Origin of the sequence: Pseudomonas canadensis (assembly GCF_030980095.1) — a bacterium.
GTDB classification, from domain to species: Bacteria; Pseudomonadota; Gammaproteobacteria; order Pseudomonadales; family Pseudomonadaceae; genus Aquipseudomonas; species Aquipseudomonas canadensis.
The window spans coordinates 1-14,505 of the sequence record NZ_CP133299.1 but is presented as its reverse complement, the minus strand read 5'-3'; the positions used below and the strand labels follow the sequence as shown (position 1 = coordinate 14,505).

Below are 14,505 nucleotides of genomic sequence, written 5' to 3'. Positions count from 1 at the left end.
AGGTTGGCCAGGTTGAAAATGATTGCATTTTATGGTGTTGGCTTTTGATGTTTGCTATCAAAAGCCCCCGGCCGCGCCGGCGATCGAGGCCGCTTTTGCTATCAATGCTTAGCCGGAATCCTTCCCCCTTTGGCGCTCCACGCCAAGTTTATAGCCGGAATCCTTCCCTCTTTAGGGAGTGTCCGCTATGCATCGGTGTTCTCCTGCATGGCGTTTCGACGAGCTGTGATAGCCGGAATCCTTCCCCTTTAAAGCAGGAAAAGCCAGCATGGATCATGCCTTGAAAGAACGATTGATTCGAATCGCTGCAATCGGTCGGCTACTGGCCGAGAGTGTGGATGACCGCGAGCTTGACGGAACGCTTGAGAGCTTGGGCATCGAGTTGTGTGCGCTCAGTGGCGTCTGTGCCGTGTGCGAGGGTAACGGTATTCATCCCGGTGAGGATCCTGACGACTTCGACGGAGAAACGCCGGTTGCACGGTGCCCGACCTGTTTTGGCAGCGGCATGGCCGGTTAGCCGGAATCCTTCCCTTTTATCCTTTCCGTGCGCCCAAAAAAAGCCCCGCTCTGATCCAGGGCGAGGCTTGTTGTCGCGCAGTGGTTCAGATCAACGGAAGCTGGGCACTTTGCTCGATGTAGATCTTGAACCCCGCGATGCTACGTCCCTTGCGCTTAGGCTCCAGGGACAGATTCAGGTCCGTATGCTGGTTGATCTCGCTTATGCACGGATCGAGGACGTATTTGCGTAGGTCTTTGACGTTTGGGTACTTCTTTTCGAGCTGTAGCAGCTCGCGCAGACGAGGTAGTTCAAACTCGCGTTCCCCAAACTTTTTGTGTTGCGCTGTCAGCTCGTAGAGCCGGAAGGCGTAGAAGGTATTCAACTGGCTGATGTGTCTCAGCGTGTAGCCGGTGAACTCGCGGTTCAACAGAGTCAGGTGCGGCAGGACAGTCGGAGAGAATCCAATCTCAACGCACCCTTCGCCTTCCAGGTACTCTTTTTTGTAGATCCAGCGCATGGCCTCCACTTCTTTGCTGCGCTCGTAGCGTTTGATTTCTCGGGCCCACAAGCGCTCTACGGCTTCGGCAAGAATGCCATAAGCGTGACGAACCTCTACACCAAAGACCGATGCAAAAGCGTCTGCTGTCACCCGCACAAGGCCGTCTTTTGGGGCTTCCTTTTTCGAGTCAATAAGCGATGCCGCAAGCAGCACCAAACGCTTTTCTTGAAGCGTCAGCGTGTAAGACGACTCGATTAGCTTGTTCGACTGGTAGACCCGGTTCCTATCAACTTCAGGCACATTAGCCACGTCGCCACTCCTGTATGCATTCGCAGACACCATAAGGGGGAAAGGGGAGAGCGTCAACACCCCTTTCCCCCTTGCAGGAATGTGGAAAAGCTGTGCGTAACCCGTTGATAAGTAAGGGATAATAGCCGGAATCCTTCCCTGTCTTGCCGGAATCCCTCCCTTTCAATAGCCGGAATCCTTCCCTGATAGCAGCCGGAATCCCTCCCCGGATTGCCGGAATCCCTCCCCAAATGTGGAAAAATAATCAAATAAAACCCTTGTAAATCATATAGTTACGCAATCAATCCACAGGGGTAAAACAAGTAAATAAAAGAAAAGAAAAAACCTTCTTTAAAACAAGATCTAAAACACGCGCAGCGCGCAAAAAATCGGCGCAGGACAAAATTTCGGCAGTGCGTCCGCCTACCCTCGCCATCCATGGCTCGCCCCGCCTTCGGCGGCCTGTCGATGGGCATCCATGCCCATCTTGAAGATGCTGGCCGTTCCGGCCTCTCTCTACCTTTGTGTGTCGCCTGGGAAACCACGTACACCCACAGAATCGGAAACAGCAAATCAACAGCAAAGCAAAAGCAGGTATGCCCCTTCGGGAGACTCTTTACCTGGGATGCGCTCTCTCGATGTAACTAACACCCCGTCTAAGCGGCCCGGCCGTTCCGGCCGCCCTCTCGGCGCAAGCGCCTCGACCCCTACGGGGCGCCAAGACCCGGATTCATCACGCTCGGCCGATGAAGCTGGCCGACCGCGATACCGGGCGCGTGTGCGCGCGGGGCTTTCGTAACCAGGTGAAGCGAATATCAGAAGCGGGTTATCAGTGGAGAGGGTCCGCAAAGGCATCGCATGCTGCCTGTAAGGCTCTCAGCGCAGCGCACAGCGGCTTTAGGGATAAATCCCAGGCGTCGGGCAGGGCTAGACGCTCCTTGCGTGCAAGGCGTCTAGCGAGCGGGTTTCTCAGGCGAAGCGCGGGGAAAAACCGTGGCCGTGTGCGACCATAGCCGGAATCCCTCCCCCTTTAGGGGGTCACAGCAGCAAGAAAATAACGTATCGAGAGTGCCGGAATCTTTCCCCTTTTCAGCGGTTTTCAGTTCGAAAAAACACCGACAATCCCCAATGAATACGGGGGTTTCACGGCAATTTTCGCTGGTGAACTTGAGGTTGTTGAAATAGCCGGAATCTTTCCCCTTTTAGGTTCAGGATTGTATGGCTGATTGGAAAAATATAGGCATCCCCAGGTGGTTCGACTGCAAATTGGGAAGCATGAAAGATGAGGATTTGGCTCAACTTGTGGGCACAACCAAAAGCAGGATCCGCTACCGGCGTCAGCTTTTCGGCTATCCCGCCTGGAGCGTTGATAAGGCTATCGAGCCGTACCGGCATTTGCTGGGGATCGAGTCAACCAGGACGGTAGCGCGGCTATGCGGTGTATCGGCATATAGCGTTGGACAATATCGAAAGCGTTTAGGGGTCAAGGCCAAGCCAGGACCTGAAGCGGCACCCAAGCCCAGGAGGTTTCCGGCAAACCATCCGTTGCGGCCATATAAAACCCTCCTTGGGCTTGTGCATGACGACGAGGTTGCAAACCTCGCTGGGGTTTCGCGCACAACGGTTAGAAATTGGCGTGAAGCTTTAGGCCGTGAGCCTGCGGAAGCATTGCCAAAAGAACCAGCACAACAGCGGATCAAAAACTATGTAGGTCCGTGGCTCGGCTACGAATCACTGTTCGGCACAATGTCAGCTGCGAAGATCAGCCGTGCAGTAGGTGTGCCCTTTGCCATAGTTGAGCAACGGCAAAAGTTTTTGGGTGCAGTACCGTACCAACGGGTTTCAAAACTGGCCCGGTACCAGCATTTGGCGGGGCTCATTTCCAGTGCCTTGCTGGCAAAACTTGCCGGCGTTTCAGCAAGTCGGGCCACTGAATTTAGCCGTCAAGTTCAAGCGGGTCAGCGTCTGGATTGAAATCTGCCACCGTTGGTGGCCGCCGATCCTCCAGATTTCAACGTAGCGCGTGCTGTTTTGTGCCGCTGGCAGCCAGGGGTGCCCCCTGGACGGCAGACCAAAGCCACACCAAGGGCGCGGCCCTTGTCAACGCGCTGGGGTCGCCCAGACCTCGGGTGCGCGGGGTGGTGAAGCTACCCCACACACCCAGGCCAAGACTGGGGGTCACTGCGCACCGTCAAGCAGAATGCGCCTGCGGCGGTCCTGCGGACGCGGAACCCACCTTCGGCGGGGCCCCCGCCATTCAGCTTGACCGCGCTTCGCTCTTACAGCACTGCACGCGCTCACGCTCCGAATACAGGACCTGTTTCAACAAATGAAGCGCAACCAGGTTACTGCCCATTTCCTCTAACCACGCCTTATGGACGGTTTTGCACAGTTGGTCGACCTCCGCGAACAGGCGGCGGTAATGCTCAACCTCAAGCGTTAGGCGCCGTATGTCGTTGCTGGGATGCTCTGACCAGATCTGGCGAAGCTCGGTAACGGTTACAGGGCGGAACGGCGGCAATGTGCGACTCATAACACACCAAATACTGTACATCGAAACAGTAGTATGGCCGCAATCTGAAAGAGCTACAAGCCACCGAACCCCCGAGGCCGTAGGCAAATAGAGCGGGATTCCTTGCGAATGCTATCAATCGTCCCTAAATCCGGCGTCCTGCAGCAGATCCAGGGCGAATTATTGCTATCAATACATCTTATAGTTTGTTTGTTAGTTTCTTTGTTTGTTTGTTTGTTTGTTTGTTTCGGATGCGCTATAATTTGGCCTCATTTGCGGAGGTTTGCCATGCGTCCTGTCGATTTCACTCCAGAACAGATCATCGAGGCCGGTCAGGCGCTTCAGAGCGCTGGTCGATCCATTACCGGGTTCGCGCTGCGTCAAAAGGTTGGGGGCGGGAACGCTAACCGGCTGAAGCAGGTTTGGGACGAGCATCTATCGAGCCAAACAATTGCAGAAGCGGAGCCAATGGCCGAACTGCCGGTCGAGGTGGCGCAGGAGCTTTCCCGCGCCACAGAGGCGCTTGTAGCTCGCCTGGGTGCAATGGCCGTGGATATCAATGATCGTGCCGTTAAGGCGAGCGAACGCCGCGTTGCTGACGTGGTGCGCGCCGCTGGTGAACAGCGGGAGCAGGCCGAGCGTGAGCTTGCGGACGCCACGGAGACGGTTGACGACCTGGAGCAACAGCTAGATAGCGCCCAGGAAGCTTGCGACTCGCTGAAACAACAACTCGGACAGATCCAGGCTTCTAAGCAGGAACAGGCCGTGGAGCTGGCTCAGCTGCGCGAGCGACTGGCATCTGTTGAGAAGTCGGCTAAAGAGGCAGCAGCTAACGCCGTGGCCCAGGTGAAGTTGCTCCAGGGGCAGCTAGAGGAACAGCGTCGGTTAGAACAGATGGCGCGTGAGCGGGAAGCCCAGGCGACCGGCGCTGTCGCTCAGATGGAAAAGCAACACTTGGAAGATGCCGCCGTGTGCCAGGACTTGCGCACCGAGTTACGCGCTCTATCCGCATCGTTCTCACAGTCAGAGGCTGTGAGCAAAAGTCGTGGCGATGAACTGGAGCAGATCAAGCAAGAGCTGAAGACGGTACGCGGCGAACTGAAGTTGGCGAATGCAGCGGAGGCTACGGCGAATGGCCGCGAGCAGGCGGCATTGGCGAGAATAAAAGCGCTTGAGGCCGCAGCAGCGAAGCCAGCGGCGGAAAAACCACCGGCCAAAACACCCAGGGCGAAACCCGGCGCAAAGGAAGTAAAGCCATAGGGGCTGGCTTAATTGCTATCAAAATACTGTGACCAGGTGCAATGCCAGGTCACAAATTGATAGCATTCTCTTGGTGGTTTTGCTATCATAACTGCATCCGGTCAGTGTGATCGAGGTTGTTAATGATAGCAAAGGTGAGCTTATGAAAGACGCAGATCCAGATAGCACCACTACCCTTACCCTTCGCAGCACGCCTTACGCGCTGATTCATATTGCCAAGCGCATCACCGGCGAAGCCACGGCGAACAAGGCTTTTCTGGCAGGCATCGTCCAGCTGGATAAATTGACCGATCAGCTTGCAGATGAGCGCGAGGAAAACAGGCGCTTGCGGGAGAATCTGCGCCGGTCGCAATCACTGTTACAGCAGTTGGCCCCGCTCTGTATCCAGGTGGCCGAAGTGGCAGGCCAAAAAGACCTTTTCGAGTAAGTAAATGATAGCAATTCGTCCTGCAGGACGGATCCTGACTCGCCTGAATTGCTGTCATTCTTGCGTCACCTGGGGGGCACAGCTCCCCTACCCTTTTCGAATTCGATAGCATTTTCCGTTGGCCAGCTCCGGCCGCGGTCCCTCCTTTGATAGCATTCATCCGAAAAAATTAGGACTTTTGATCCTAAATAATGCTATGCAAACAGGATCAATGATCCTATAATGTCTCTTGTTGGTGGCACGCAGAGAGCCACTCGTTTCTGAGAAGGCTAGTCGTTGCCATCACGGAGAACGGGATGAGACTTTCAGAGGTTGCGACTATCCGCACACACTTTCCAGAGGCGCATTTCTGGCTTGTTAGGCGGGGCTCAGCGAGTCGATGCGGTGAACCAGAACGAAAGTTCAACCCCGAGAACATCGGGATCCAGGTACACCGCACTGATATCCTTTTGCCGGACTACCTTTTCTACGCGCTGGTGCATATTCACCAGCAAGGCTACTGGGAAAGGATGGCAAACGGGACGTTAAGTTTAGTCAATATCCGTGTTTCAGACGTTCGACGTATCGAGCTGTCGCCACGGTGAGCAAGGGGGCCATAAGGCCCCCCAGGCTCTACCGGCTAAATCAAATCAATGGATGGAGCTTCAAAAATGATTCCAGTAGTAGATATTGTCGGCGTAACCAGCCATGCAAAAGAAAATCCGATATCGACCGCTGTAACAGTTTTAATGCTGGTACTAATCGCGTTAGTCATGGTTTGGATTTTTAAAACTTTCCCTAAGGCGCGTGCAAAATTTACATTTGGGATCTTCGCTATCTATCTCGCTGGGGCCGGGTGGTTAAATTGGCAAATGTTTAAAGAACAGCCGACGCTATCGGCAGTTTCCGCAAATGCTGTTTCAGATTTTCCAAATTACTTGGCGGCAATCAAGAGCATTGACGTGGTGATGCTAAACAAGAACGACAGTCCGCGCCCAGGTGACAGACTGTCATTCAAAGAGCTTCAGGGCGAACAATGTATCTACCATGGGAAAGTTGAACAGGATGGAGTCGCCACTATGAATCGTCGGGCTTGCCCTGATGGAACCGTGACTATGTTGAATGTACTTGTTCCCTTGGAACACGGCGGAACTGGTGACAGCCATAACCATTATAAAGCGTTCGTCAAAGAAGGCTAAAGGAGAACGAATGAAAATCGACTTGCCCAGTATAAAGGATCAGCAAGACGTTATTTTCCAACAGGCCATAGCTGATGCTATTGCCCAGTTGAAAAATAACCTCACAGCTACGCGCTATCCCTCTCAGGACTTAGTAGATGAAAGCCTTTTCCCGCGTGATCATTTGTTGCGTGAAAATGAAGGCTGGGAGGCCCCGGCACCTGAAATTGTGAAAGCGTACTTTCGACATTTTCAAAACCTGTTCACTGAGTACGGCACAGATGCAAAGTTGGCAGTTCTCCTTGGCATCCATGGGAGCGGAAATGACCGCCGAATTCGTGCGTTCAAAGATGGCAGCAAGAAGACGCCATACGGCGTCTGGAGACGTTTTCTTGTTCTAACTGGGCGAGTACCACAAGATATTATTCCTGTACTGGGAATCCTGCGCTAAGCCGGGTAAGAGGGGTTGGAAATGGCCGGATATTCTGAATACAAAGAAGCGGATCTTGATTTAGAAGTGCCTGTGATGTTGAGTCTTAGAGAGTTGCGGGTTATTGAGTTGCTAATGGGTGGCGACACCTTCGCTACTGGCTCAGATTGGGAACTTGTCGCAGAACGCGCCCAGGATAAATTGGCAGATATTATCTGTGAACGTCGCATTGTTGCTGAAAGGAATCTCTCCAAATGAAAAAGCTAATTGTTGCTGCATTACTACTGGCGTCGTCGCAAGCTATTGCATCATCTTTTGAGTTATCGACAGCACCTATCCGTACTATCGACGCGGTAAAACTCTGTAAAGGATATTTCAAAAAAGATCCTGAAGCGGTGAAGGTTTTCAATGAACTGCGAGACACCGGCGCGCTGGATGTTGCTGCAACTTGCGCCAAGGTGCAGGCCAGTGGAGAGCTGGATAGGCCAGGGCCGGAGGCTGTCGCTATCAGCCTTATGTCGCAGTTCTACGAGGTCAAGCCAGACTCTGTAGCAGTGAAGGTGCATCATGAAACCTCAGCGTCAGCCAATGTCACTGCGACTGCCCCTGGCGGGCATTCGTGTGTGTTCAGCATGGTTCCAGCTCCCCCTGGAGCCCCGGCCCCGAACGGGTGGATGGTAGGCGCGACAGTGTGTGAGCCTAAATAGGCTGCTATCGAAAGGAGGCTTTATGGCGGTTAATATAAAAAAGAAAATAGATGGGAAATTACTTCTGCTAGCGGTGGGTCTGCTGTTGGTGGTAGTAGTTGTACAGTTGGTGATTATCGTCACTTACCGTGCATCCGTAAAAGCCGACGATTCCACGGTGCAACAGGTTGAGACACCTAAACTCGGTATCCATTGCGCCAATGGTAAGGCATCAAATACCAGCCATATAACAGGCGGTTTTCTGAGAACTGAACCTGTAATTATTGACGGCGAGTTTGTTGATTGCGCAATGAAATTTATAGTTAAAAATAAAGAACTTACGCTAGAAGAACTCTACGTCCGCTTTCTCACCAATAACCATGAGACATGATTATGCAAAAGTTTACTTTTAAGCGGATATTTCTAGTGGTGCTGGGGTTGGTTTTCATAGTTCCAGCCGTAATGGCTGTGCAACTGTATATGATTAGTTCCAATTACGGGAAAGCGCGTGAAGCGGCGATCCAACAATGGGCCTCAAAAACACCGGACAGTGCTGCTATCGTCAAGCGTTATCGCGATGCGTGCCAAGGGGGGCTGATTAAAGATAGTGCAGCAGGGCAATCATCCAGGCCCAAAACATTTGAAGGTTGCGCCGCTGAAGTTGGTTCCCCTGCCCTGATAAGCGCTCTTAACGACGCTACAGCTAAGGTTGACGCAACACTAAGCATCCCTGCCCCTTTGCGATGGATCGTGCAGTAAATTGCTTTACATATAGGATCAATGATCCTATATTAAGGCTTCAGGTAGCTCCCAATGATCGACGTTAGTAGGACGGAAACTATTATGAAAGCCAATGCATTTTTCTTCCGCTCCGCTCTCGGGCTGAGTGCGGTTGTACTGGTATTAATTGCTGTCGGCGGCTTGGGATGGCTGCTCAGTGCTGTTGCAAGTTTCTTGCAAGTCCTTCCCTTCAGCTGGAACGATTGCAGTCTCGTAGACGGCTGCGGGATGAAGACTTATGTAGGGCCGGATAGTCTCGGCGGCTTTTGGCTGTGGGGGGCAATCGGACTGGTCGCAGCGTACCTGTTGTACCACTTAGTTCGTTTTGTCTGGATTGTATGTGACGAACTCGGCTCGATCATTTTGAAGAAGTAAACATCAAGGAGTGATTCCAATGAAATCTCAAAACGGGTTGTTGGGAATGCCTTGGCCCATGGTGGCTGTATTAGCTTTTGGTGTCGGTATGGCGGCCGGAACGTGGTTAGGGGTGCTTACCACCCTCAAAGGCGCGGAGGATGCCCAGGAGCGCTATAAGAAGTACGAAGTAACGTGCCCTGTGCTTCCACTCCCCCAGGTGGCTAAATGAAAATTATCGGACTGTTTTTCTTATTGATTGGTGTAGGGCTTTTGGGGTCGGCTGTTTTGTTCAATAGCGGTTTGGATATAGAGCAAGTTTTTTTCAGGGGTATAGCTGGAATTGTGTCATGTATCTTGGGGGGGTATATCTCCATTGATTCGCTGAAGTCTAGTCGCTGAGTTGCGATTGGCAGTGTAGTACCAGGAGGGCAAACCGATGGCGCATGTTGCATTTGTACCGCACCTGGCATCGAGAGAAATTGAAGGGGTCGAGCATTGGTATGTACGAATGGAAACCAAGACTGGTTGTTTTGACATACTGAGTGATCCCCAACTGTCGAAAGATTGGGCGGCACGGGATCTGCGTCGAATTCGCGAAGAAATGGCTACGCTTTGGCTTGCCCAAAAACAACCCACTCAATGACGGGAGACGAACCCATGTCGCTACATTACTACTGCTTTTCATTCTTCGACGTTCGCGACAATCGAGCCACATATTCATCTGCTTACTGCGGTTTGAAGGCCGAGCGTGTGGCGCATAGAGACATTCTTGAAGCCAAGCAGGCTGCGAAGGTTTCACCCACCGCTACGCTGCTGGCCTGCACCTACCTCGGGTACATGACCGAGGCGGAATTCAACTTCGGCGTGTGAGCGAATGTAGGTCCTATCAGTTACCTATAGCTATACGATTGCACTGATAAACGGTACATGGTTCTATCAGTTTGTCAGTGACGCATAGGTAAAAGATAGATTATCCTAGCTCTACCTCTAACAGACCTATCTGATAGGCATACACGCACAGGACGGACCAGCCCATGCCCGCATCCGCAAAATCAACCTCGTACCTGCCACTGGTGGTCTTACTCGGCCTCTTTTGTTTCGGCGTTGTGCAGGCATCATCGGGACTGGTGAGCATCTTCCAGTTCGGTCTAAATATCGCAGGTGTCACTAGTTTCGCATTGACATACTACTTCGTCGGTTGCGCTATTTCGGTAGGAATCTTACTTGCATCCAAGACGGCCCGGTCAAACAGAATGGCTGCTGCAATGTCAATGTCGCTGTATGCATTTGGCCTAGCTTTGATTTTCTTTGCCGGATTCTCAAACATGGACCCGGCACCTTTTGAATCGAAGCTTGCAGATTTCTTTGCGCAATTGCAGGCGGTTGCAGTACGTGGGGCTGTTTGGGTGATTCCGGTCATCGTGACGGGTTATCTCAGCGTGAAGGCTTTGTGTAGCGTCAGAACAGAATGATGAAAGCGCACATCTACTTGAGAGCTTCGACCAAAGACCAAGACGCCGATAGGGCTAAGGCACAGGTATTGGAGTTTGCTAGTAATAGCGGTTTCCAGGTGGCCGGTGTTTACAGCGAGAACATATCGGGAACAAAGCTCCAGCGACCGCAGCTGATGGGGCTACTAGCCGTGGCGGATCCTGGGGACATCCTGCTGGTAGAATCCATTGACCGCCTCTCAAGGCTCAGCCAGAGCGACTGGTCGCGCCTCAAGCAGATCCTGGCAGAAAAACAGCTCCGGTTGATTGTGGTCGACCTCCCCACAACTCACCTACAGGCCGACACCAGTGTCACCGGCCAAATCATGACCGTTATCAACGATATGTTGATTGACCTCACATCCACCATGGCACGCCTCGATCAAGAAAAGCGTGTTGAGCGTATACGTCAGGGGATGGCAAACAAGCGGGCTCAAGATCCCGCTTGGACGCCTCCAGGTAAACAGAAGAACGTCCAGCTTTGGCAGTCAGTAGAGCGTTTGCTTATTAAACTGCCTACCGCGTCAGTAGATGAAATCGCCAAGCTGGCATCTTGTGGTGTGGCGACGGTGTATCGAGTCAAGAAATCAATAAAAGATCGAAATGAAAGGAACTCTGAATGAACATCAAATCAATTGCGCTGTTCGGTTGTTTGCTGCTACCGGCGTTCAACGCAAACGCTGACTTTAGTTTAAGTGATATTACGAATGCCGTAGGTCAGGTTAAGAAAGTCCTTCCTAGTAACTCTAGTTCAAGAAATAGCGCTACATATATTCCCCCAGGAATGGGTTTAACACTAGCGAACGGCCAACGTGCCAAAGCCTACGGCTATGATTGCCAGCCGAACGAGAAACAGCCGTGTGGATCTATTAAGGTTACTGCTGGCTCGCACAAAGTGTTCATTGTTCCGGTGTCAGGTAAATCATTTGATGAGCGTTGGACATTCAAGCGTCTGGATGGCAGGGGCATGGTCGCGGTAAGGCCAGATGGCACAATTCTCGAATCAAACATTGAGTGAGGTGATTCATGGGAAACTATGATGGGAGCAAAGGGCCTGACGTGCGTTTCATGATCGTCGTGGCCGTTCTGGCGGCACTTATGACTTACGCCGCGCTTAGAGGCTTAGGTGATTCCCTCGGTGTAGATGTAACGGCGGCACTTACGTTGGTGGTCGGACTTACCTTAACTGTCTTTTTGCTTGGTTTAGGACTTTGGTCGCAAGTGTCCGGTAATTGGCCTCTTACCGTTACCAATGTCTTGCCCTTAGCCCTCTCGACGTTCGTAATGTCCTTTAGTCCTGCATTAAATCAAATCGGCTGCATTGGCCCGATTGATATGTGCTTCGATATCCGGTGGTGGGGAAGAACGTCTACACATTATGGCGTGTCTTTCGCAATTCTTTTGATTGGCTACGGCACCTTGTACCTTCGCCGTGACAGGTATTGACATGGATATAACAACGATCCACATGATTCCTGAATTCCTCACAAGTGCAGAGCCCCTGGACGGTGATCGTTATGTTCTAGCGGAGCTGGGCCCGGATGACAGGCTTGATATCTACGGGAAACATCCAACTTATAACGCGCATTCCGATAGCTGGTTATTTGAAGGATCAACCCGTAAGCGGGATGAGGAAGACTGTTGGTTGCCCGAGGCACAGTTCCTCCAGATCGTGGCTACGCGAGGCATAGAGCTGGAATTATTTGATTTCTAGAATGCTATCAAAATGCCGATCGAGCGCCGGCGCCGGCCGGGGTTTTTGCTATCACTTTCACTGTCCTGGATCTGCGCCCAGGTCGTGTTTTGCTATCAATACGCAACCTGGTGCCGCAGCTGGCCACCGAAAAATGCTATCAGGTGCCTAGCGCGCCGCTGGCTTGCTGGCTGGCCCCGGCCTGGGCGACCAGTCACCCTACCCTGTCCCAGCTCGACGTGCTGTAGGCCGTTTAACGAAGCGCGGTCAAGTTGAATGGCGGGGGCCCCGCCGAAGGTGGGTTCCGCGTCCGCAGGACCGCCGCAGGCGCATTCTGCTTGACGGTGCGCAGTGACCCCCAGTCTTGGCCTGGGTGTGTGGGGTAGCTTCACCACCCCGCGCACCCGAGGTCTGGGCGACCCCAGCGCGTTGACAAGGGCCGCGCCCTTGGTGTGGCTTTGGTCTGCCGTCCAGGGGGCACCCCTGGCTGCCAGCGGCACAAAAAAAACGAGGGGCCATATAGGCCCCTCGCTGACACTCAGGCTATTAGCCCCAGTGCTTGGTTTTGTTTACGACATTATCCCGCTCATCCTGGATGATTTCGAGCAGCATGCCATCAGGTATGGTCAAGCCATACTCCAATACCTGCTTTTCGAGATACCACAGCGTCTGGTTAGGTGTACTGTCGTATACGTTCGAATAGATAGCTTCATCCACTTCAGGCAAAACCCACATTACGCAGTAAAACCGTTGTAACGGTTTGTCCCACCCCATCTGTACGCGATATGTATCCCCGTCGATGGTGCTTTTTTGCTCAAAGATATGTTGACTCATGAAAACTCCTTAGTGGTTGATGTAGGGCGTTTAAGCAGCCGTGCGCCCTTAACGCTGCACAGCAATCTTAGCTCAGATAAAAACAACAGGCAAAAAGAAAGGAACCCGAGGGTTCCTTTCGTTGGTGTTGAGTTAACTAGTCGTTAACTACTAACAATTTTTGAGGCTTCGACTCCAGTACAATTCCTACAATCGAAGCAATAAGGCCAAATGCTGATATGCCAATCCAAACTGCGTCATGCAGGTTTAGTGCAATAGCAAGCATGATTAGATTCAGCAAAAGCATTATTCTAATAAACATAGAATACCTTAATGGTTAGTTGGATCAGAAGGGAATGCCGTCTGAATCAATCTCCAATGCATCGAAGTTCAAATCCAGCCGTTCGCAAATTTCGCGACGGTAGTTTTCTTCGTCCATTAAAGACCATGCTTCGTTATATTCATTTGCCTGATGGTAAGTGCCAGCAGATTCAAATTGAACTACTTGAATTTCCATAACTGTCATCGTCGCATGATCCATCATTGAAGCCACAGTGACCGCCAGTTGATGGACCAGTGTGCATTGATTGCACCATAGAGTGTTAGTTTTCCCAATCTGATTGTCTGGCAGGTTTGCCACACACAGGAGCATTCAATGTACATAGCAATCTTCAGGTAGATCTTCGTTTAGCAACAGTATATTAGTTGGCATATGAGTCCCCCCCCCCACCTTGTGGGTTGGGTGGAACCCAAACCCCCACCCCCCCCACCCCCCACCACACCTGCTTTTGTTTTGGGGGTGGGGGGGGTAAAAGGTTTGGTTTTAGGCTTAGCAGCCTATGGCCCTTAATGCTGCATCATTAGTATAGTTTAAAAAGCTAAAATTTTTAGGCAAAAAAAAACGAGATAGCAAAAGCTATCTCGTCGTTATCAACGCTAAATCAGATCAATAATGATCTTGAAGATCTAGAGTCGACATTTGTTGATGCTGTTTCGACAATTTTAACAGCGTCTACAAAACGCAGTTCAGCGTCGGAGCATAGAATCGGAATACTTTAGAGTCCATCGTCAAGAGTGCGAATGACATAAAGATATTGCTTATCATACGAAGCGAGGACTTTTTTTTCGGATGCAACAGGGATTAGCAGCAAACATACTTTGAGTGGAACATGAACATTGCCTCACGCGTGAGCTTTAAGGTAATCCTTGTAAGCCGAGGCGTAAGCAGATTTGGCACATCGCGTAGTCTGCAAGAACGTCAGGAGCAAAAATCCACAGAGAGGTGGAACAGCTTGGAAAATCGAGTTCAATACCAGACATGGTATTATATCCTTGTAAAGTTTAGTAGGAGAGCGTTTCAGTCAACATGCGTCTTAAAGTAGACGGGACATCCTATCTCAAAATGGCATATATGCAAGAGAGCCTAACCACAAAATGTAAGGGCACAAAAAAAGCCTGGAGTAGGGGGTGCAAGATCACCTAGACCTATGTATCGCTATCGCTTCTGTTTTAGCCTTGGTCTTCCTGGCGACGTTAGATCGGGTTCGCCGTCTTGTCAGGGAAGGTCAGTATGCAGCTTCTTTGTGGCCGGAGCAGCCGAAAAATGACCTCCCC

General features: G+C 51.6%; 22 protein-coding genes. 19 read left to right on the top strand and 3 right to left on the bottom strand.

Annotated features, from left to right (window positions below):
• The first annotated feature begins 268 nt into the window (after positions 1–268).
• On the top strand, positions 269–517 hold the full coding sequence (locus RB216_RS29495; protein ID WP_170059035.1) for a hypothetical protein: 249 nt from the start codon (positions 269–271) through the stop codon (positions 515–517).
• 85 nt (positions 518–602) lie between these two features.
• Here the strand turns inward: RB216_RS29495 and RB216_RS29490 are convergent, their stop codons facing one another.
• Positions 603–1,307, bottom strand: coding sequence for a replication initiation protein (locus RB216_RS29490; protein ID WP_308908941.1), 705 nt, complete (start codon positions 1,305–1,307; stop codon positions 603–605).
• Between the two features lie 1,197 nt (positions 1,308–2,504).
• Here RB216_RS29490 and RB216_RS29485 point away from each other — a divergent pair.
• The 18 genes from RB216_RS29485 (at position 2,505) to RB216_RS29400 (ending at position 12,099) form a co-directional block, all read left to right on the top strand.
• Entirely contained in the window at positions 2,505–3,260 is a 756-nt protein-coding gene (locus RB216_RS29485; RefSeq protein ID WP_308908940.1) for a hypothetical protein, read from the top strand.
• A gap of 826 nt (positions 3,261–4,086) precedes the next feature.
• Positions 4,087–5,058 carry a DNA-binding protein gene (locus RB216_RS29480; RefSeq protein WP_308908939.1) on the top strand — a complete coding sequence of 324 codons (972 nt, stop codon included), beginning with the start codon at positions 4,087–4,089 and terminating at the stop codon, positions 5,056–5,058.
• Between the two features lie 142 nt (positions 5,059–5,200).
• The gene (locus tag RB216_RS29475) at positions 5,201–5,485 is read left to right on the top strand and encodes a hypothetical protein (protein WP_170059038.1); all 285 of its coding nucleotides are present in this window, start codon (positions 5,201–5,203) and stop codon (positions 5,483–5,485) included.
• A gap of 296 nt (positions 5,486–5,781) precedes the next feature.
• Complete coding sequence (locus tag RB216_RS29470; RefSeq protein WP_308908938.1) at positions 5,782–6,069, top strand: hypothetical protein; 288 nt, start codon at positions 5,782–5,784, stop codon at positions 6,067–6,069.
• A 66-nt stretch (positions 6,070–6,135) separates the two neighbouring features.
• Positions 6,136–6,663 (top strand): hypothetical protein, encoded by a 528-nt coding sequence (locus tag RB216_RS29465; RefSeq protein ID WP_308908937.1) that lies wholly within the window; start codon positions 6,136–6,138, stop codon positions 6,661–6,663.
• Between the two features lie 10 nt (positions 6,664–6,673).
• The gene (locus RB216_RS29460; RefSeq protein ID WP_170059040.1) at positions 6,674–7,093 is read left to right on the top strand and encodes a hypothetical protein; all 420 of its coding nucleotides are present in this window, start codon (positions 6,674–6,676) and stop codon (positions 7,091–7,093) included.
• Between the two features lie 21 nt (positions 7,094–7,114).
• Entirely contained in the window at positions 7,115–7,330 is a 216-nt protein-coding gene (locus RB216_RS29455) for a hypothetical protein (protein ID WP_308908936.1), read from the top strand.
• Positions 7,327–7,779, top strand: coding sequence for a hypothetical protein (locus RB216_RS29450; RefSeq protein ID WP_308908935.1), 453 nt, complete (start codon positions 7,327–7,329; stop codon positions 7,777–7,779). Before RB216_RS29455 ends, RB216_RS29450 begins: the two co-directional genes overlap by 4 nt.
• 22 nt (positions 7,780–7,801) lie before the next feature.
• Entirely contained in the window at positions 7,802–8,149 is a 348-nt protein-coding gene (locus tag RB216_RS29445; protein ID WP_308908934.1) for a hypothetical protein, read from the top strand.
• Between the two features lie 2 nt (positions 8,150–8,151).
• The gene (locus RB216_RS29440) at positions 8,152–8,517 is read left to right on the top strand and encodes a hypothetical protein (protein ID WP_308908933.1); all 366 of its coding nucleotides are present in this window, start codon (positions 8,152–8,154) and stop codon (positions 8,515–8,517) included.
• Positions 8,518–8,601: 84 nt separating this feature from the next.
• Positions 8,602–8,913: a hypothetical protein gene (locus tag RB216_RS29435; RefSeq protein ID WP_308908932.1), complete on the top strand. Its 312-nt coding sequence runs from the start codon at positions 8,602–8,604 to the stop codon at positions 8,911–8,913.
• A gap of 418 nt (positions 8,914–9,331) precedes the next feature.
• On the top strand, positions 9,332–9,538 hold the full coding sequence (locus RB216_RS29430) for a hypothetical protein (protein WP_308908931.1): 207 nt from the start codon (positions 9,332–9,334) through the stop codon (positions 9,536–9,538).
• A gap of 14 nt (positions 9,539–9,552) precedes the next feature.
• Positions 9,553–9,765 (top strand): hypothetical protein, encoded by a 213-nt coding sequence (locus tag RB216_RS29425; protein ID WP_308908930.1) that lies wholly within the window; start codon positions 9,553–9,555, stop codon positions 9,763–9,765.
• Between the two features lie 164 nt (positions 9,766–9,929).
• Positions 9,930–10,367, top strand: a complete 438-nt coding sequence (locus RB216_RS29420; protein WP_308908929.1) for a hypothetical protein — start codon at positions 9,930–9,932, stop codon at positions 10,365–10,367.
• Positions 10,367–11,008 carry a recombinase family protein gene (locus RB216_RS29415; RefSeq protein ID WP_308908928.1) on the top strand — a complete coding sequence of 214 codons (642 nt, stop codon included), beginning with the start codon at positions 10,367–10,369 and terminating at the stop codon, positions 11,006–11,008. Before RB216_RS29420 ends, RB216_RS29415 begins: the two co-directional genes overlap by 1 nt.
• Positions 11,005–11,403: a hypothetical protein gene (locus RB216_RS29410; RefSeq protein ID WP_308908927.1), complete on the top strand. Its 399-nt coding sequence runs from the start codon at positions 11,005–11,007 to the stop codon at positions 11,401–11,403. Before RB216_RS29415 ends, RB216_RS29410 begins: the two co-directional genes overlap by 4 nt.
• An 8-nt stretch (positions 11,404–11,411) precedes the next feature.
• Positions 11,412–11,831 carry a hypothetical protein gene (locus RB216_RS29405; RefSeq protein WP_308908926.1) on the top strand — a complete coding sequence of 140 codons (420 nt, stop codon included), beginning with the start codon at positions 11,412–11,414 and terminating at the stop codon, positions 11,829–11,831.
• A 1-nt stretch (position 11,832) separates the two neighbouring features.
• Complete coding sequence (locus RB216_RS29400; RefSeq protein WP_308908925.1) at positions 11,833–12,099, top strand: hypothetical protein; 267 nt, start codon at positions 11,833–11,835, stop codon at positions 12,097–12,099.
• Between the two features lie 525 nt (positions 12,100–12,624).
• On the opposite strand, the gene RB216_RS29395 is transcribed toward RB216_RS29400, so the two are convergent.
• The gene (locus tag RB216_RS29395) at positions 12,625–12,912 is read right to left on the bottom strand and encodes a hypothetical protein (RefSeq protein WP_308908924.1); all 288 of its coding nucleotides are present in this window, start codon (positions 12,910–12,912) and stop codon (positions 12,625–12,627) included.
• Positions 12,913–13,237: 325 nt separating this feature from the next.
• Positions 13,238–13,408, bottom strand: coding sequence for a hypothetical protein (locus RB216_RS29390; RefSeq protein ID WP_308908923.1), 171 nt, complete (start codon positions 13,406–13,408; stop codon positions 13,238–13,240).
• Positions 13,409–14,505: the final 1,097 nt, after the last annotated feature.